Genomic DNA, 17,875 nt, shown 5'->3' on the forward strand with positions numbered 1-17,875 from the left:
GCCATGACCACACGGGGCACCGGCTTGAGAGCAAGCGATGGCAATGCGGCGTCGAAAGAGTATGGAACGATAAGAACGTATCTATTCAAACCGAGGAGACCACATGTTTACGAATCCCGAACAATTCGCAACGGCCACCAAGGCCCTGTTTGAATTCCAGCTGATGACCTTCAACACCCTCACCTCCAAGGCCGTGCAAGGCGTGGAACAGGTCTTGGCGCTGAACATGGCCACCGCCAAGTCCGGCATCGAGGATGGCCTGGCCGCCAGCAAGGAAATCAGTCAGGCCAAGGATCCGAAGGCCGCCATGGCCGCCGCCGCCGCCCAGCTGCAACCGGGCGTGGCCGGCGCGAAAGCGTATAAACAGCAACTCGACGACATCATCAAGGAAATCCACACGGAATTCACGACGGCCGCCGAAGCCCATGTGGCCGAAGCGAAAAGCAATCTGAGCGCCCTGATCTACGACGTGACGAAAAACGTGCCGCCAGGCTCGGAAAACGCCGTCGCCATCGTCAAGGCCGCCATCGACAACGCCTTCCTCGGCTACGAACAAGTGACCAAGGCCACGAAACAGGCCGTGAAAACGGTGGAAGAGCAGATCGCCAAGGCCAGCGCGCAAGTGGCGCAAGCCACGGAAAAAGCGACGGGCGGCGCCACCGCCGCGGCTGAAAAAGCGGCACCTGCCGCCAAGCCGAAGGCTGCCAAGAAGTAATTTGACAAGAAGTCAGTTTGCAGCTATCGGGGCCTGATTCTTCAGGTCCCGATAGGTATGATTCTGTACACGCAGCGCCTCCCCCCCTCCAGCAGATATTCGCTGCGTTCCACCGTGCAATCGTCCCCCAATACCCGCTGAAAGATGGCCAGCTCGGCGCGGCAGAAATTCTGGCACGCCTTGGCGGCCGCACAGATCGGGCAATGGTTTTCCACCAGCAAGACACTGCCATCGTCCTGCGGTTCCGCATGGGCCATATAACCTTCGCCATCGCGCGCCCGCGCCAGGCTATCCACCCGTTGCGCCAGATCAAGCCCAGGGTCGACCAGCTTGCCGTAGGCGGCTTCGCTGCTGCGCTCGCGCGCGCCGATCAGTCTATCCAGCCCCTCGTCGCCGAACAGGGTTTTCACTTGCGCGATCAATTCCAGGGTCAGGTCGGCATGGCGGTCGGGAAAGCGCGCGTGGCCCGCTGGCGTCAGCTGCCAGCGCCGCGACGGGCGCCCCACCTTGTCGGCCACGTCCCCGCAAGCCACCAGGCCCTTGTCCTGCGCCGCTTCCAGCTGGCGCCGCGCACCCATGGAGGTGATATCGAGCAAGGCCGCCAGTTGCTGCGCCGTCTGCGGCCCGCGCATCTTCAGCAAGAACAGCGTCTGCTCGGACGTATTCATGCCACCGCCTCGGCATCGACGGCGCCGGCCAGCTGGCGGCGCCAGGCGGCCATGCGCCACGCGGCCCAGGCGGCAGAACAGGCGCCCGCGACGAGGATCAGCCGCGTATCGATCAGGGTCAGCACGGAGCCGCTGAGGGCGACGACGATGTTGGCGATGCAAAAGGTGGTAGCCAACAAGCCCATCACGGCGCCCTGCCCGTGCGCGCTGAAGCGCTCGGCGCACCAGCCCTGGATCACTGTGTTGTACAGCGCATTCGGAATGCCGAACAGCACGATGGCGGCGATGCCCACCCAGATATTGCCCAGCGCCAAGATCCCCACGGCCAGCGCCACGCCGCACGCATACCAGCTGGCGCGCAGCAAGGGCGCATGGCGGCTGGGACCGCCCGCCAGCAGCGAGGTGATGGTCATCGTGCCGCACAGGCCCACATTCACCCAGGCAATCTCTTGCGCATGGTAATTGGCCGTCTCGACCAGCCACAGCGGATAGAACTCGTAAAAGCTGGCCACGCCGCAAGTCAGCGCCAGTTGCACGATAAACAGCGTGCGCAACTCGTCATGGCGCAGCAAATTGAGCGAATGACGGTCGCGCGCCACTTGCCACCACGACGTCGTCAATAACGAGGGCGTTTCGCGCGGCAAGCCCACGGCCACCAGCACGGCAACGAGCATCAGGGCGGCGGCGGCGATCCAGAACGGCACCGTCACGCCCCAATGCAGGGTGGCGCCCGCCAGGATGGGCCCCACCAGCCAGCCCAGGTAAAACGCGCCATTCAGCCAGGACATGGCGCGCAGGCGCAGCGGTCCCGTCAGCTGGTCGGCCAGCATGGCGCGGGCCACGGCGCCGTTACCCTCCAGCAAACCGGTGATGAAACGGGCGACGATGAACAGGGGGTAGGACTGGATCACCAGCGCCCAGGCCGTGAAGGCGTGGCCGATGGCGGCGCCCACGGCCGTGCGCATCAGCAAGGGACGGCGGCCATAGCGATCCGACAGCGGCCCCAGCAAGGCCGAGCCGATCAGCAAGCCCAGCGGGTTGATGGTCAGCGCCAGACCGAACAGCAGTTTCGATGGCAAGCCGAGGAAATTGTTGAAGGCATTCGGCGCCTCGGCCGCGAACAGGGGCGGCAGGATCGGGTACGGCAGGGAGGCGCCGATGGTCGACAGCAGCGCCAGCAAACAGGCGGCGGAAATCAGGATGATGTTTTTCATGCGGGCTCGATGGAGATGGTCTGGCCAGACTACGTGAGCACGCCACATAAGTAAACTAAAATGTTTATTAATTATGCGCATCATTGTCGCCGTGGGGCCAGCCGTGCGCGCCAGCGCCTCGGCTATCATTGCCGCATGACTCACGTTGAACAGGGCAAACATGACACTGGCAGAAATTGAACAGCAACACGGCTTCACTTATCCTGCGCTGTACCGGCAACTGGACCGCGACGGCATGCTGGCCGTGGGCGAATACGGCCCCGACTGGTACAAGCTGGTCTACCCCACTTTGACCGAGCGGCCCACCCTGCTGCTGCATGCGGACGATTTCGAGTTGCTCAGCGTCAAAGCCGCAGCGGCAGCCATGGAAGAACTGGCCGATCCCGACGATTACCGGCAGATCGATCCCGCCTTCCGCTTCATCCCGTTCGCGCAGACGGGCGCGGGCGACCACTACTGCTTTTTCGCATCTGGCCAGCAAGACGGCGACATGCCCGTCGTGCTGCTGTGGCACGACCAGGATGAAGCCCAGTACCTGGCGAAAAACCTGCAGGACTTCATCTTTCACATGCTGTTGAACAGCATGGCCGACCAGGATACGTACAACGACGTCAGCGATGGGGAATTCAAGGAACAACTGGCAAACACCCTGGGCACGCATGCGCGCTACCTGACGGCGCGCCAGGCCGAGGTGCTGCAAGCCTTGCTGGCCAGGGACATCATCGATTACGACGTGCTGTTGCCGAAGGGACGCAAGGAAGCGCACCGGGGCTTGCTGAGCGATATCGAACTGGCTGGCCTGCGTGCGGAACTGATTCCCTACGAAAAGTTCGACAGCTGTTTTGCCTACAGCACGGCTGGCTGAACATAAAATCGCTGTGCAAGCGGCGGCTGAAGGTTTAAACTGTATATAAACACAGTAAAACCAATCACCTTGCCCTATTGCACCCATGTTGAGAGTCCTGGAAAATCCCCTGTACTATCTGGATAATTTCCAGGATGTGCTGAACTGGATCAGCGCGCGTTACGCCGATCTGCTGAGTGTTGAGGAAACGCAGTTCATCGCTGCATTCGGCGCACTGCCGCAGCCGTCGCGCGCCCTGTTCGTGCGCCTCGTCATGCGCAAGGGTTGCTTGTTTCGCGCAAGCAAGCTCAATTACCCGGAAATCGGCGACACGCGCTCAGCCGCCCTGCCCCTGCTGGCCACCGGCTGGGTGGTGGCCGATCCGGTCATTTCTCTAGACGAGCTGTTCGAACTGCTGCTGAAAGCGGAAATCGCCCAGGCCTTCGACCTCGCCGCGCCCCTGAAGGCGGCGCGCAAGGCGGAACAATTGGACGCCTTGCGCGAACAGCATGTGAATGAGAAGGCGTTCTCCGCCTGGCATCCCGCCTGCGGCGACGTGCTGTACCGCCTCGGCCTGCAAGCCCTGTGCGACCGTTTGCGCCTGATTTACTTTGGCAACTATCACCAGGACTGGTCGGAATTCGTGCTGTCCGACCTGGGCGTGTACCAGTATGAAAAAGTGGAATTCTCGCCCGCTTCGCGCGGTTTTCGCACGCGCCAGGATATCGAGCACTATGAAGTGCTGCACCAGTGCCGCGAACGCTACAACGACAGCGCGCCGGCCGACGAAGTGCTGCAGGAACTGGCGGCGCTGCCCTTGTCGCAGGACAATACCTGGCTGGCCAGCCGGCGCGACAAGCTGCGTTACCAGATCGCCCAGCACCTGGAAAAATGCCAGGACTGGCCGGCCGCCTACCGCGCCTACGCCGATTGCCGCTATCCGGGCGCGCGTGGCCGCGCCATCCGCGTGCTGGAAAAGGATGAGCAGCCGCAAGCGGCCTACGAGCGCCTGACGATCGCCCTGGCCGCGCCGGAAAGCGAAGCGGAACAACAATTACTTTTGCGCATGGCCCCCCGTTTGCGGCGCAAGCTGGGCCATGCGAAGCAGGCGGCCAGCGCGGCCGCAGCCGTGGAGCGCATCGACCTGCTGCTGCCCTGCCCTGAACAAGCGTGCTACGTGGAAGGGGTGGTGCAGCAACACCTGATGCGGGATGACGCGCCCGTTTACTACGTGGAAAACACCCTGATCAACTCGCTGTTCGGCCTGCTGTGCTGGCCCGCCATCTTCAAGGCCATGCCGGGCGCCTTCTTCCACCCGTTCCACCGTGGTCCGGCCGACTTGCACAGCGCCGACTTTTACCAGCGCCGCAGCCTGGACTTTGCCGCTTGCCTGGCGCAACTGGACGACGGCAGCTACCACGCCGCCATCCGCGCCACGCTTGCCGCCAAGCACGGCATCGTCTCGCCCTTCGTCAGCTGGGACGTGCTGGACGATGGCTTGCTGGATCTGGCGCTGGCCTGCATCCCGGCCATCCACCTGAAGAAGGCGTTCGAGCGCATCTTGCTCGACATCAAAAGCAACCGCAGCGGCTTTCCCGATTTAATCCAGTTCTGGCCGGCCGAACGGCGCTACCGCATGATCGAAGTCAAGGGTCCGGGCGACCGCCTGCAAGACAACCAGCTGCGCTGGATCGCGTATTGCGCCGAACACGCCATGCCCGTCAGCGTGTGCTACCTGCAGTGGGAGGCGGCCGCATGAGCGTCAGGAAGTACACGATCGCCGTGCGCGCCCTGTGCGAATTCACGGCCAAGGCAGGCGACCTGGACTTGCGCTTCACCCCCTCGCCCACGGCACAGGAAGGCATGGCCGGGCACGCCACCGTCACTGGCCGGCGCGACGACGATTACCAGCGCGAAATCAGCCTGTCCGGCAACTTCGGCCCCCTGCACGTGCGGGGCCGCGCCGATGGCTACGACCCGGCGCGGCGCCAGCTGGAAGAGATCAAGACTTACCGGGGCGAACTGGACACCATGCCCGCCAACCACCGCCAGTTGCACTGGGCGCAGGCGCGCATCTACGGCCATTTGCTGTGCCAGCAGCTGAACCTGCCCATGCTGCGCGTGGCGCTCGTGTATTTCGATATCGCCAGCCAGAAGGAAACGGTCATGCACGAAGAGTGCACGGCCGAGGCGTTGCGCCTTTTCTTCGAACAGCATTGCGCGCTGTTCCTCGACTGGGCCGAGCAGGAACTGGCGCACCGCGCCAGCCGCGATGCACAGCTGACCAGCATGGCGTTTCCCCATGCCGACTTCCGCCCGGGGCAGCGCCAGCTGGCCGAAGCCATGTACAAGGCCAGCAGCCGTGGCTGCGGCTTGCTGGCGCAGGCGCCGACGGGCATCGGCAAGACGGTGGGCAGCCTGTTTCCCATGTTGAAGGCGACGGCCGCGCATGGCCTGGATAAACTGTTTTTCCTCGCCGCCAAGGTGCCGGGACGCCAGATGGCGCTCGACGCCTGCGCCATCCTCAAGGATAGCGCGCCCCTGCTGCCGCTGCGCGTGCTGGAACTGAGCGCCAAGAGCAGCGCCTGCGAACATCCTGACAAGGCCTGTCATGGCCAATCGTGTCCGCTGGCCAAGGGCTTTTACGACCGCTTGCCGCTGGCGCGCGAGGTGGCGCTGGCCAGCGGTTTGATCCTGGACAAGGAAGCCGTGCGCGCCATCGCCTTGCAGCAAGGCATTTGCCCGTATTACCTGGGCATGGAGCTGGCCCGCTGGAGCGACGTCGTCATTGGCGACTACAATTATTACTTCGACCTCAGCGCGATGCTGTACAGCATGACCCTGGCCCACGACTGGAAAGTCAATGTGCTGGTCGACGAAGCGCACAATATGGTGTCGCGCGCGCGCAGCATGTATTCGGCCGAACTGGCGCAGATCGACCTGAAAATGCTGCGTAAGTTCGCGCCGGAGGGCTTGAAAAAGCCGCTGGACCGCCTCTCGCGCCAGTGGACGGCCTTGTTGAAAGAGCAAGATGGCGATTACCACGTGCATGCGGCGTTGCCGGACAAATTCTTTGGCGCCCTGCAAGGAGTGGCCACGGCCATCGGCGACTACCTGGCCGAACATGCCGCCGCGCTGGACGAGGACTTGCAGCGCTTTTACTTTGACGTGCTGCTGATCAACCGCCTGGCGGAAAGCTTTGGCGAGCATTCGCTGTTCGACGTCAGCAAAACGGACACCGGTTCCACCGTGTGCCTCCGCAACATCGTCCCGGCACCGTTTCTCAAGGAACGCTTCGCGGCCAGCCACAGCACGGCCCTGTTTTCCGCCACCCTGAGTCCGTGGAATTACTACAGCGACACCCTGGGCATGCCGGCCGACACGGCCTGGGTCGACGTGGAATCGCCTTTCCAGGCGGAGCAATTGTCCGTGCGCGTGGCCGACAGCATTTCCACGCGCTACCAGCACCGCGCCGCCTCGCTGCTGCCCATCGCCCAGTTGATGGCAAAGCAATACGCGGAAACGCCGGGCAATTACCTGGCCTTCTTCAGCAGCTTCGACTACATGGAAAAGACGGCCCACTTGTTCGCCCAGCATTACCCGGACGTGCCACTCTGGCAACAGCCGCGCCGCATGGACGACGCTGCTCGCGCACAATTCCTGGGCCGTTTCGGCCTGGACACGCGCGGCATCGGCTTTGCCGTGCTCGGCGGCGCGTTCGGCGAAGGCATCGACTTGCCCGGCGCGCGCCTGATCGGCGCCTTCATCGCCACCCTGGGTTTGCCGCAGATCAACCCCGTCAACGAACAGATCCGACAACGCATGGGCGACATCTTCGGCGCCGGCTACGACTACACGTATCTGTATCCGGGCATGCAAAAGGTGGTACAGGCGGCAGGCAGGGTCATCCGCACGCAATCGGACAAGGGCGTCGTCTATCTGATCGACGACCGTTTTTCCCGCCCGGAAATCCGCCAGCTGCTGCCCACGTGGTGGGATGTGCAGCTAGCCAACCAGTAACCTCAGCTTCTGATACCCCGCCTTGCTCACGGGTATCCTCGTGTCATCGCGCAGGATGGCCACGTGGCTGTCCTTGGTGGCCGCCTCGATGCGGCGGATGCCGTCGATATTGAGCAGGTATGACCGGTGCACGCGCAGGAATTTGGCGGGGTCCAGCTGGGTTTCCAGCTCCGCCAAGGTCTGGCTTTTCAGGTAGGACTTGCCCTCGGAACGGATGCTGATGTAGTCATCCTGCGCCTCGATGTAATCGATGCGCGCGCTGGCGATGACGTGGACCTTGGCGCCGTCGCGTATCAGCACGCGGTCCAGTGGCGCGGCGCGCGTGGCCGCTTCGCGCGCCACCGTCAGCACCGTCTCGGGCGTGCTGCGGCTGGCGCGCACATGGGCCAGCGCCTGGTCGAAGCGCTGTTCGCTGAACGGTTTCAACAGGTAATCCAGCGCATGGCATTCGAAGGCCTTCAAGGCGTACTGGTCGTAGGCCGTGACAAAGATCAAGCGCGTCTTTGCGCCGATCAGTTCCGCCACTTCAAAGCCGTCCAGGCGCGGCATCTGGATGTCGAGAAACACCAGTTCCGGTTCCAGCTCCGCGATGGCCTTGACGGCCTCGAAGCCGTTGGCGCACTCGGCCACGATGTCGATATCGTCGTGGCGCGCCAGGTATTCGCGCAACACGCTGCGCGCCAGCAGCTCATCGTCAACGATGGCGACCCGCATTCTTGCCTGCATCATGCTTCCTCCGTGTCGCCGGTCTGCGCCGGCATGGAAATCATCACTTCGAACTGGCCGTCGCGCCGCCCCCAGTGCACGCTGGCTTCGTGGCCATACGCGCCGGCCAGGCGCTGGCGCACATTTTCCAGGCCCACGCCATTGCCGCGGGCAGGCCCTTGATCTGCATCAACCGGATTGCGCACGGCGATCTGCAGCAGGCTGCCTGCGCGCCGGGCCTCGATGGCGATCAGGCCGCCCTCCGTCAAGCCGCAGATACCATGTTTGACGGCATTTTCCACCAGCGGCTGTATCAGCATGGGCGGCAGCAAACACGCCAGCGCGGCAGCGTCGATGCTTTCCGCCACTTGCAGGCGTTCGCCAAAACGCACGTGCTCGATGGCAAGAAAATGGCGGATCAGCACCAGTTCCTGCTCCACGGTGATGTGCTTGTGCGCTTCCAGGCTCAGGCTCTGGCGAAAGAAACTGGCCAGTTGCACCGTCATCTGGCGCGCACCCGCCACATCGATAGACGTCAAGGCGCTGATGGAGTTCAAGCTGTTGAACAGGAAATGCGGATCGATTTGCGTGCGCAGCATGCGCAATTGCGCTTCCTGCGCCGTCAGCTGCGCTTCCAGCCCCCGCTGCTCGGCCATCCTGGCGCGCACGAATTCCAGCAACAGATAATGCACTGCGGCAGCGAGGCAATACAGCAGCACGCCCAGGCCGAAGAACAGGGCCAGCAGCGATTGCGTCAGGTTCACGCCCAGCCAGCGCAGCTCCAGCAACAGGCTGACGCTATTCAGAAATTGCAGCAGGGTGGCCCACAGCAAGCCCGCGAACAGGGCCGCCACGCCCACCACGCCGGCGATGGCGAGCGGATGGCGGGCATGCAAGGGGTAGGCGCGGCACAGGTAAAACGCGGAAAACCCCGAGCCGATCGCATACACGAGCGTGGCGGGCACCACCAGCACGACGGCATTGAGCCAGGGCGCGTGCGCCACCCTGGCCAGTATAAAGGCCAGGGCCAGGCCCAGCGCGATGCAGACCAGAAACACCACCACGGCGCCGCGCCGCTTCGACAAGGGCCCCGACATGCGCGCCTAGTTGCGGATTTCCAGGCCACCCATGATGGCGTAGCCCGTCACGTACAGGCGCTTGTTCTGGTTCGGCGGCACGATGGTCTTTTCTTCGAAGCCGCCGAGGATGGGCGTGCCCTGCAGCACGACGCTCCAGTCGGGCGGAATCTTGATGGTGACGCCGCCGCACAGGGCAAATACGTTGAGCACGGCTTCGCCTTCGATCGACGCCTGGCGCAAGTCGATTTCGCAGCCGGCCATGATGACATTGATATCGCCGCCCTTGAAGCGCTGCGACGACACGCGCCGCACATAGCCGCCAAGGATGGCCGTCACTTCGATGATGCTGTCATCGTCCGCCTGCCCGCCGGCGCCGGGCGCCGCAGTGGCATCGGCGGCATCCTTGTCCAGCGACACGGCGCCATTCCTGGCCTGGCCGAACGAGTCGGGCGCAGCGCTTCCATCCTGCTGCGCGCCAAAGCGCCGGCGGCGCTGGCGCTGCTGCGCGCCGGGCAGGGACTTCGACACCACGGCCACGCCCAGGCCGATGATCAGCAGGGGCCACAGCAAGTCCCAGTTCATGTAGAAGATGCCCATGTGCTTGAGGGTCCAGGCCACGCCCAGCAGCACCAGCATGCCACCCAATAAATAACCGTTCGCGCTGCGGCTTTGCGACAGTTTCAGCAGGCCAAACACGATCAGCGCCGTGGGCCAGAAACGGAAGGTGTAGCGCACATCGATGAAACCGAGGTTATCGAGCAGGAACAGCAGTCCCAGGCCGATGACGATGACGCCCAGCACGATCTGCGATGGCGAGTGCAGCGGCGGTTTATTTTTCATGCTCGGACTCCCGGTAGGCAATAAAATGTTTGTTCAACAGCGGCTCCAGCACGAGGCCCACGCCCCAGGCGATCAGCAAGGCGGGCCAGCTGTTATAAAAACTCAAGTTCCACAGTTCTTCATACGATACATACCACCAGGCGGCGAAGAAGATCAGCCACAGGCCACTCAATACCTGCTTGGCGGACACTGGCGTGAGCAGCTTGTTCAAGCCGAAAACGACCAGTATCACCGGCCAATAATGCCATAGTGAATAGTAATCGTGGAGATAGATCATATCGAGCCGGTCCAGCAGGATGATGGCGCCGGTGGCGATCAGCAGCACGCCCCACAGCAGCTGGGTACGGCGGCAATAAGCTGGTTCAGGTTTCACGGTCACCCCTTGAAGTTGGTTGATCGTAAAGATACGCGGATTTCGGACGGGGGAAAACACCGCTTCGGCGAATGGCGGAAAGACAGCGGTGAATGGCGCAGCGATGGAAACAACGGGCAAAAAAAAGACCGGCTAGAGCCGGCCTTGAAGGGGTTCGCAGTCCACACCGCGACCTGGAGTTGCAGTGCACAGCCGCACGACGCAAGCGCGCCGGCAGCAAGAATCTGGTGCCGATCCTTGAGGCGACCGGCTGACCTGCTGGAAGATCGAACATGCCGCCAACTTCACGGCAGTGCGTCTCAACCAAGCAAAGCCATCATACTCCCGATCGCCACAAAGCACCGTTCGCTAGCGCACACTGATGAGGTTTTGCTGAGCTGCATCAAACGCCGATGGCGTGCGGCGGGTGCAGCATGTCGTTCTTGATCCATGCCAGCACGGACGGTCCCTGCGGCTGCCAGCCCAGCAACTTGCGCGCCCGCTCGCCGCGCACGCGGCTGTTGGAACCGAGGCCGTAGGAAGCCATCTCGTAACCCCATTCGGCTATCGCCTCGGGCAGCGGCCAGTCCTGCGCGGGCCCCAGGTCCAGTGCCGTGGCAATGGCGGCCGTCATGTCGCGGAAGGCCGCTTCGCCCGATTCGACAAAGTAAAACGTGCCGGCAGGCGACTTTTCCAGGGCCAGCAAATACAGGCTGACGACATCGTCGATATGCACGTTGGACCAGATGTTGCGGCCCGGTCCCACGTGGCGCACGATGCCGCTCTTGCGCGCCTGCTTGAGCAGGCGGGGCAGCTGCACGCTGTCGCGCGGCAAGGTGCCATGGCCGTAGATCAGGGTGTTGCACAGCACGCTGGCGCGCACGCCCTTGCCTGCGCTGGCCAGCACCAGGTCGTCGATGGCGACGCGGGCCGCCTTGTCGGCCGTGGGCGCCGGCAACTTGTCTTCATAATAGATCTGCTCCGTGCCCTCGCCGCCCGAAGCGTCGCCCACGATGGACGAACCGCTGGTGTGGAGGAAAGGCTTGTTGCTGCCGGCCAGCGCATCGAGAATCGCTTCGACGGCGCCCCGGTGGTCGCTGCTGGCCGCGTTGATGACGGCGTCGGCCGCCCTTGCCTGCTCGATGAGCAATGCGCGGTCGTTCAACTCGCCCTGCACGCCCAACACGCCGATCTTGGCCAGTTCGGCCACCTGTTCCGGTTTGCGCACGAGGCCCGTGACCTGATGGCCGGCGCGCACGAGGCCCGCCGCGATGGAACTGCCGATGAAACCTGCTGCGCCTGTCAAAAATACTTTCATATCTTGCTCCCTGTCTGGTTAGATTGCTGTGAATCACACCAGTCCAGTATGCCCGCTTTCGTCTTTCGCAAAAAGAAGCCGAACGGCAAAAGATCTATGACTTCGGCGCAACAATCTTCTGTTTGAGCTGCAAGGCGGCGATGTAGCGGCTCTGGTAAGCAGGGTCTTGCGGCGTCAGCAAGGTGAGCCTGTCGCGCGCGCGGGTGGCGGCCACATAGAAACGGTTTTCCTCTTCCAGCGGGTCGGTCTTGCTGCGCGGGAACTCGTCGACGGCCAGGTAAGGCAAAATCACGTGGTTGTATTCGAGGCCCTTGATCTGGTCGATGCAGGCGATGACGAGTTTAGCCTTGCCGGTCGAGACCGTCACGGCGTCTTCCATCTCGCCCAGCCAGCCGGCAAAGCCGCCCAGCGCCACGCCCGCTTCACGGCACACGGCAATGAAACCGTGCAGGGAACGGGCCACCACTCTGGCCTGCGCCGGGTCGACATAGATGCGGCGCGCCGTCTGTTCCAGCTGCATCAAGTCAAAGATGTGCTGCAAGGCATCGCCCGCCAGAGCGTCGGGAGGCAGCGCGCGCAGGTAGTCGACGGCGGCCAGGGTCAGCGCCGCCTTGTCCTGGTTCTGCGACTTGGCCAGCTGGTTCGTCAGGAAACCTTCCAGCAAGTCGGGATAGTTGGCCACGTCGGCCTTGGCTTGCTGCAATTCCGTGCGCGTAAACGGGATTTCCGCGAAGGCCACGAGGGCTTCGAGGATTTCGCCGCGGCGCGGGCCGCTCTTGATCGCGTGCAAGTCCTTGCGGGCGATGGCGACCATGCCGCGCAGCATCAGCACTTCCAGGCTCAGCAGATAGCTGTTCATGTCCACCAGGCCATACGCGATGCCGCTCTGGAATAGCGCCGTTTCCACGCGGATCGCCTGGTCGCGGTCGCGCAGCAAGATGGCCGTCGTGCCCGCATGCGCGTGCTCGAGCGCGGCGATCAGCTGGGCGCTGCACGCTTGCGGCTGCGCATGCTCGTATTGCAACACTTCGATGTGGGTGGCGCGCGACAGGGCCGAGACGCTGGCCTTGTTTTTCAGCACGCCCACGGCGTGCGCCAGCTGCGGGCCGTAGCGGTAGGAGGCCGTCAGCGGCAAGCGCTGCAAGGCGGGGAACTCCTGTTCGAAGCGCTGGCGCAGGAAGCGGTGGTCGGCGCCCGACCATGTGTAGATGACCTGGTCCTTGTCGCCGGCGCCGCAGAAAAACGCGTTGCCGCGGCGTATCAGCATGGTCAGCAGCCGGAACGACGCTTCGTTCAAATCGTGCAATTCATCGGCCACGATGATCTGGAAGGCGGGCAATTGCTGGCGCAGCGGCTCGTCGCCGTCGAGCATGCGCACGAGGTCGTAGGTGGCGTCAAATGGCGCGCGGAACTGGATATCGCCCGTGTCGGCGCCGCGCAAGCCTTCGTATTCGCGCAGCCACAGATAATGCGTGCGCGACATGCCCAGCAGCTCCAGATTGTCATCCAGGGAATTGCTCTCGAAGTCGGGATTCTGGAAATCCAGGCGCGCCTTGGTGCGCAATTGCAGTTTCAAAAACTCGGCAATCGCCCCGTTGGTCGTATTGATTTCCAGCGGGTAACGATGAGCATACTTTTCCGACACGACTTCCAGTGCTTCCCAGGCAACCGGGCGCAACTCTTCATCGCTGCGCATGGCTGCCACCTGCATGTTTTCCAGCTGCAACAGCACCTTGGCGGCAAAGGCGTCGAAAGTGTCGATGGTCAGGCGCTTGACGACGCCCAGCGGCACGCCCACTTCCAGCAGGCGCTGGCGCAGGGCCACGCGTGCCGCCTCGGTGAATACGAGGGCCAGCATGCGTTCGGGCGCGCGGCCCCGGTGCAGCGCCTCGGCCAGGCGCAGGGCCAGGGTCGTCGTCTTGGCCGCGCCGGCATTGGCGTCGATCAGCACCACTTTCTTTTGCGCCGTCTGGATGGCGACCTGTTCCAGCGTGGGCGTGATGCGTTTGGGAATGAACTGCGGGGCGTTATCTGTACTCAAAAGAATTCCTGAAAAGGGTAGCGGCTGGCTGTCCCAGGACTTACCAGGCGCAGGTGCGCAAGCCGGCAAAGACGTCGCCCCGCTCGGGCGCGTGGAAGGCGCGCATGCGGGCCGAATGCAGGCGCGGCGGCGTGGCGAAGGCGGCGCCGCGCAGCACCTGGTGCTGCATGAAATACGGCGCGGAATATTCGCGCCAGGCGTCCACCGCAAAGCCCGGATACGGCTCGAACGGCGTCGCCGTCCACTCCCACACCTGGCCCCAGTGAAAGCGCGGATGGCCGGACAGCGCAGCATACTCCCATTCCGCCTCGGTCGCCAGGCGGCGCCCCGCCCAGGCGCAGTACGCCTGCGCTTCAAACAGGTTGATGTGGCGCACGGCTTCGTTCGGCGGCAAGGTCGTGCGCTGGCCGAAACGCATGGTGCGCCACTGTGTCGCTTCGCGCAGCCAGTACAGGGGCGACGAGCGCTCCTGCTGCATCAGCCAGGCGCTGCCGGCAGCGCTCCAGAACTGGCGGTTCTGGTAGCCGCCATCCGCGACAAAATCGGCATACTGGGCGTTGGATACGGCGCAGGCATCGATGGAAAACGGCGCCACGTAGCAACTGTAGGGCGGCGATTCATTGTCGAAGGCAAAACCGGCCCCGCGCGGCGAGCCCAGTTCGATGGTGCCCCCAGGAAACGCGATCTCGCCCGCGCCCGGCGGCAAGGCCGGGCTGGCCGACAGGGATTCCGGTGCTTCCAGCCCCAGCCATTGCAAACCGGCCAGCATTTCTTCGCCGCACAAGTCTTCATGCGCCAGGGCCAGCCGGTACGGCGCCAGGGCGCTGTCGACATTGGCTTCGCGCGAGAGTTTGTCCAGCACCCGGTCGAGTACTTCGCGGCAATACGTCTTCACGGCGCCCGGACTGGGCAATTCCAGCTTCCAGCGCGCGCGGTGCTCCACCATGTTGGCGTCGAACAAGTCGTCGCCACGCGTCAGCAGGGAGTTATAAATGGCGTCGGCCGGATGGCTGGTAGCGGCTTCGCGCAAGATGAACCATTCGGCAAACCAGGCGATCTGCGCAAGTTGCCAGAGGGGCGGCGTGAGCCGCGAATGGCGCGGCATGCCGGCCACCACGTCCAGGCCGGCAGTAACATAACAGTCGAACAGGGAAAGCGTATCCTGGCGCGCGGCCTGCAGCGACTGGGCCAGTTGCTGCGCGCCGGCGTGGCGAAAAGAGGCGTTGATTAAAGTCATGGCCTGATTGTAACGACTTATGCCAACCTTGCACTAGTCGCGCAGGAAACATGGGGGGCCATGCCCCCGCCCTACTTGACCAGCAGCTCGCCCTGCAGCGGCGTGACGACCGATTTTGGCATGCTGACAATAAAACTGCTGCCCTTGTCGGCCACGGACTGGATGGCCAACGTCCCGCCATGGCGCAGCAACACGTGCTTGACGATGGCCAGGCCCAGGCCCGTGCCCTGGGTTTCGCGCGAACGGCTCTTGTCGACGCGGTAGAAACGTTCCGTCAGGCGCGAAATATGTTCCTGGCTGATGCCGATGCCCGTATCTTGCGCGATGAATTGCGGTCCGGCCGGGCCATCCTGCCAGCGCAGGGTGATGGTGCCGCCGGCCGGCGTGTAGCGCACGGCGTTCGAAGCCAGGTTGCCAAACGCGCTATACAGCTCGTCGTAGCTGCCCAGCACGTCGGGACCGTTGCATTCCATGGTCACTTCATGCTTGCCGGCCGACAAACCTTTGGCGTCGCGCAAGACTTGCTGCATGAGTTTCTTGATATCCACCGGTTCGGGACGCAGCGGATAGTCGACCGATTCCAGGCGCGACAGGGTCAGCATGTCCTCGATCAGATGCTGCATGCGGTGGCCCTGCTCCGTCATCAGCTTGAGGTGGGCGGCGCGCGTGGCGGCGTCCAGGTCCAGTTCGGCGGAGGCGATTTCCAGGAAGCCGACGATGACGGTCAGCGGCGTGCGCAATTCGTGCGAGGCGTTGGCGATGAAGTCGCGGCGCATCATTTCGATGCGTTCCGTCTCCGTCACATCGTGCGTGACGAGAATCTGGCGGCGGTTTTCAAATGGAATGATCTGCACGATCAGCTTGCGGTTGCGGAAGGTGATCGTCAGCGGCTGGTCGTAGCGGCCCAGGATGATGTAATCCATGAACTCGGGGCTGCGGATCAGGTTCGTCACGCGCATGCCCTTGTCGCGCTCGTGCGTGAGACCCAGATGTTTCTCGGCGGCAGGATTGCACCATTCGAGGAACAGCACGTCATCCATGATGACGACGCCGTCGGGCAGCAGGTGCATGGCCTGGCGGAAACGTGCCAGCCATTCCGTCAGCTCTGCCTGGTTTTTCTCGTCGTCGCGGCGCATGCGGTACAGGCGCGCGAAAATGCTGGTCCAGGCGCCCCAGCCATCGGGCAGCTTGGCGCTTTGCGGATTGTCCAGCCAGTTACTCAGCTGGAACAGATACGACAGCTGCACGAACACCATCATGGCCATCAGCACGAAGGCGATGCCCAGCGCATACGTGGCGCCAAACAGATACCAGACGACGGCCACGCCCAGCAGCGCCAGCACCATGCGCAGGGCGGCCGGTACCCAGAACAGCAATTTCGGATTCATAGAGTCAAACTTTACTTTTCAGACAACATGTAGCCGACGCTGCGCACCGTCTTGATCAGGCTTTCCGCCTCTTTCAAGGCTTTGCGCAAGCGCAATACGTGGACATCGACCGTGCGTTCCTCGATCACCACATGGTCGCCCCACACCTTGTCGAGCAGCTGGCTGCGCGAAAACACGCGTTCCGGATGGGCCAGCAGGAATTTCAGCAGCTTGTATTCGGCATGGCCGATATCGATCTTCTGTTCATCCATCATCACGGTGCAGCTGACGGGGTCCAGGGCCACGTTGCCGGCGCGCATGGGCGCCTGCGCGTGTTCCGGACTCTTGCGTCGCAGCAAGGCCTTGGCGCGGGCCAGCAGCTCGCGCGGCGAGAACGGCTTGGTGACGTAATCGTCGGCCCCGCTGTTCAAGCCGGCCAGCTTGTCTTCTTCCATGCTCTTGGCGGTGAGCATGATGACGGGGATGGCGGCGAAATTGCGGTCGGCGCGGATGCGCGACAGCAGGCGCAAGCCCGTCTGGTCCGGCAGCATCCAGTCCAGCAGGATCAGGTGCGGCGTGCGGTGCTGGATGAATTCCCAGGCATCGGCGACGTTTTGTACAGAACAGCAATTCCAGCCGGATTCGCGCAGCGAATAGGTCACCAGTTCAACGATGGCCGGCTCATCTTCAACAATCAATACCGTGGTTTTATCAGATGCCATAAAGCTTACTCAGGGAGCTCCTCGGAAATGGCGGGAGCAGCCACCTTGGTGTGGCGGATGTCCTTGCCTTCAACCACGTAAATCACGTATTCGGCGATGTTTTTCGCATGGTCGCCGATCCGTTCGATGGCCTTGGCCACCCACAGGGTATCGAGCGCCGCCGAAATCGTGCGCGGGTCTTCCATCATAAAGGTTATCAAGTTGCGCATGATAGACCGAAACTCGTGGTCGATGATGGCATCTTGTGCAATTAATTGTAAGGCTTGCTTGCCATCGTTGCGCGCGAATGCGTCGAGCGCATCGTGCAGCATGTCGGTGGCCGTGTTGGCAATGCCGCGCACCATTTCGTAATGGTTGACGACGCCGTTGCCCCGCTTGTGCAGATTCTTCGCCACGCGGGCGATTTTTGTCGCCTCGTCGCCTACGCGCTCGAGGTCGGTGATCACCTTGATGGTGGCCATGATGGTGCGCAAGTCGTTGGCGGCCGGCTGGCGGCGCACGATCAGATGGCTGCAGGCATCGTCCAGCGACACTTCCAGCTGGTTGACGACGTCGTCTTCGCGCATCACGCGGTCGGCGCGTTCCGGATTGCCGATGCGGAAGCACGTCATCGCGTCGAGGAACTGGGTTTCAACGATGCCGCCCATCAGGAGCACTTTCGAGCGGATCGCTTCGAGTTCGTTGTCGTACTGCTTGGATGAATGTTCGCCTATCATGCTGTCTCTCCGTATTCAGTTGTCTTGTATATAGCGG

16 protein-coding genes are annotated in these 17,875 nt (G+C 63.0%); 4 read left to right on the plus strand and 12 right to left on the minus strand.

The features are described from left to right. Positions 1-103 precede the first annotated feature (103 nt). Positions 104-715, plus strand: coding sequence for a TIGR01841 family phasin (phaP, locus tag O0879_RS08965; protein ID WP_077402186.1), 612 nt, complete (start codon positions 104-106; stop codon positions 713-715). 41 nt (positions 716-756) lie between these two features. On the opposite strand, the gene O0879_RS08970 is transcribed toward phaP, so the two are convergent. After that, positions 757-1,383, minus strand: coding sequence for a metalloregulator ArsR/SmtB family transcription factor (locus tag O0879_RS08970; RefSeq protein WP_289906636.1), 627 nt, complete (start codon positions 1,381-1,383; stop codon positions 757-759). Next, positions 1,380-2,597: an MFS transporter gene (locus O0879_RS08975; RefSeq protein WP_289916013.1), complete on the minus strand. Its 1,218-nt coding sequence runs from the start codon at positions 2,595-2,597 to the stop codon at positions 1,380-1,382. The genes O0879_RS08970 and O0879_RS08975 overlap by 4 nt, the downstream gene beginning before the upstream one ends. A gap of 160 nt (positions 2,598-2,757) precedes the next feature. Between O0879_RS08975 and O0879_RS08980 the strand changes: the two genes are divergently transcribed. From O0879_RS08980 to O0879_RS08990, 3 genes are all read left to right on the plus strand, one after another. After that, positions 2,758-3,462, plus strand: a complete 705-nt coding sequence (locus O0879_RS08980) for an SMI1/KNR4 family protein (protein ID WP_289916015.1) — start codon at positions 2,758-2,760, stop codon at positions 3,460-3,462. Positions 3,463-3,547: 85 nt separating this feature from the next. Next, the gene (locus O0879_RS08985; RefSeq protein ID WP_289916017.1) at positions 3,548-5,200 is read left to right on the plus strand and encodes a VRR-NUC domain-containing protein; all 1,653 of its coding nucleotides are present in this window, start codon (positions 3,548-3,550) and stop codon (positions 5,198-5,200) included. Next, the gene (locus tag O0879_RS08990) at positions 5,197-7,461 is read left to right on the plus strand and encodes an ATP-dependent DNA helicase (protein ID WP_289916019.1); all 2,265 of its coding nucleotides are present in this window, start codon (positions 5,197-5,199) and stop codon (positions 7,459-7,461) included. Before O0879_RS08985 ends, O0879_RS08990 begins: the two co-directional genes overlap by 4 nt. On the opposite strand, the gene O0879_RS08995 is transcribed toward O0879_RS08990, so the two are convergent. The 10 genes from O0879_RS08995 to phoU all read right to left on the minus strand — a co-directional run bounded on the left by O0879_RS08995 (position 7,447) and on the right by phoU (position 17,838). Then, entirely contained in the window at positions 7,447-8,175 is a 729-nt protein-coding gene (locus tag O0879_RS08995) for a response regulator (protein ID WP_289916175.1), read from the minus strand. The two genes, O0879_RS08990 and O0879_RS08995, sit on opposite strands and share 15 nt — an antisense overlap. An 11-nt stretch (positions 8,176-8,186) precedes the next feature. Next, positions 8,187-9,263 carry a histidine kinase gene (locus O0879_RS09000; protein ID WP_289916021.1) on the minus strand — a complete coding sequence of 359 codons (1,077 nt, stop codon included), beginning with the start codon at positions 9,261-9,263 and terminating at the stop codon, positions 8,187-8,189. A gap of 6 nt (positions 9,264-9,269) precedes the next feature. Beyond that, positions 9,270-10,085 (minus strand): DUF5668 domain-containing protein, encoded by an 816-nt coding sequence (locus O0879_RS09005; protein WP_289916025.1) that lies wholly within the window; start codon positions 10,083-10,085, stop codon positions 9,270-9,272. Continuing rightward, positions 10,075-10,458 carry a DUF5668 domain-containing protein gene (locus O0879_RS09010; RefSeq protein WP_099668154.1) on the minus strand — a complete coding sequence of 128 codons (384 nt, stop codon included), beginning with the start codon at positions 10,456-10,458 and terminating at the stop codon, positions 10,075-10,077. Before O0879_RS09010 ends, O0879_RS09005 begins: the two co-directional genes overlap by 11 nt. Positions 10,459-10,840: 382 nt before the next feature. Beyond that, entirely contained in the window at positions 10,841-11,755 is a 915-nt protein-coding gene (locus O0879_RS09015) for an NAD-dependent epimerase/dehydratase family protein (RefSeq protein ID WP_289916029.1), read from the minus strand. A 94-nt stretch (positions 11,756-11,849) separates the two neighbouring features. Then, positions 11,850-13,796, minus strand: a complete 1,947-nt coding sequence (locus O0879_RS09020; RefSeq protein ID WP_289916031.1) for an ATP-dependent helicase — start codon at positions 13,794-13,796, stop codon at positions 11,850-11,852. A gap of 40 nt (positions 13,797-13,836) precedes the next feature. Next, complete coding sequence (senA, locus tag O0879_RS09025; RefSeq protein ID WP_289911801.1) at positions 13,837-15,033, minus strand: selenoneine synthase SenA; 1,197 nt, start codon at positions 15,031-15,033, stop codon at positions 13,837-13,839. 71 nt (positions 15,034-15,104) lie between these two features. Continuing rightward, complete coding sequence (gene phoR, locus O0879_RS09030; protein WP_034778134.1) at positions 15,105-16,421, minus strand: phosphate regulon sensor histidine kinase PhoR; 1,317 nt, start codon at positions 16,419-16,421, stop codon at positions 15,105-15,107. Between the two features lie 11 nt (positions 16,422-16,432). Next, positions 16,433-17,122: a response regulator gene (locus tag O0879_RS09035; RefSeq protein ID WP_034755074.1), complete on the minus strand. Its 690-nt coding sequence runs from the start codon at positions 17,120-17,122 to the stop codon at positions 16,433-16,435. 5 nt (positions 17,123-17,127) lie between these two features. Then, complete coding sequence (gene phoU / locus O0879_RS09040) at positions 17,128-17,838, minus strand: phosphate signaling complex protein PhoU (protein ID WP_034778131.1); 711 nt, start codon at positions 17,836-17,838, stop codon at positions 17,128-17,130. Positions 17,839-17,875: the final 37 nt, after the last annotated feature.

The sequence above is a fragment of the Janthinobacterium sp. SUN120 genome (assembly GCF_030397735.1).
Lineage (GTDB): Bacteria > Pseudomonadota > Gammaproteobacteria > Burkholderiales > Burkholderiaceae_D > Janthinobacterium > Janthinobacterium kumbetense.

Bases quoted from the DNA above. Each gene is read 5' to 3' on its own strand.
- O0879_RS08990 (WP_289916019.1), top strand. From the start codon at position 5,197: ATGAGCGTCAGGAAGTACACGATCGCCGTGCGCGCCCTGTGCGAATTC.
- phaP (WP_077402186.1), top strand. From the start codon at position 104: ATGTTTACGAATCCCGAACAATTCGCAACGGCCACCAAGGCCCTGTTT.
- O0879_RS09005 (WP_289916025.1), bottom strand. From the start codon at position 10,085: ATGAAAAATAAACCGCCGCTGCACTCGCCATCGCAGATCGTGCTGGGC.
- O0879_RS08985 (WP_289916017.1), top strand. From the start codon at position 3,548: ATGTTGAGAGTCCTGGAAAATCCCCTGTACTATCTGGATAATTTCCAG.
- phoR (WP_034778134.1), bottom strand. From the start codon at position 16,421: ATGAATCCGAAATTGCTGTTCTGGGTACCGGCCGCCCTGCGCATGGTG.
- senA (WP_289911801.1), bottom strand. From the start codon at position 15,033: ATGACTTTAATCAACGCCTCTTTTCGCCACGCCGGCGCGCAGCAACTG.
- O0879_RS09015 (WP_289916029.1), bottom strand. From the start codon at position 11,755: ATGAAAGTATTTTTGACAGGCGCAGCAGGTTTCATCGGCAGTTCCATC.
- O0879_RS09035 (WP_034755074.1), bottom strand. From the start codon at position 17,122: ATGGCATCTGATAAAACCACGGTATTGATTGTTGAAGATGAGCCGGCC.
- O0879_RS08975 (WP_289916013.1), bottom strand. From the start codon at position 2,597: ATGAAAAACATCATCCTGATTTCCGCCGCCTGTTTGCTGGCGCTGCTG.
- O0879_RS08995 (WP_289916175.1), bottom strand. From the start codon at position 8,175: ATGCGGGTCGCCATCGTTGACGATGAGCTGCTGGCGCGCAGCGTGTTG.
- O0879_RS09000 (WP_289916021.1), bottom strand. From the start codon at position 9,263: ATGTCGGGGCCCTTGTCGAAGCGGCGCGGCGCCGTGGTGGTGTTTCTG.
- O0879_RS08980 (WP_289916015.1), top strand. From the start codon at position 2,758: ATGACACTGGCAGAAATTGAACAGCAACACGGCTTCACTTATCCTGCG.
- O0879_RS08970 (WP_289906636.1), bottom strand. From the start codon at position 1,383: ATGAATACGTCCGAGCAGACGCTGTTCTTGCTGAAGATGCGCGGGCCG.
- phoU (WP_034778131.1), bottom strand. From the start codon at position 17,838: ATGATAGGCGAACATTCATCCAAGCAGTACGACAACGAACTCGAAGCG.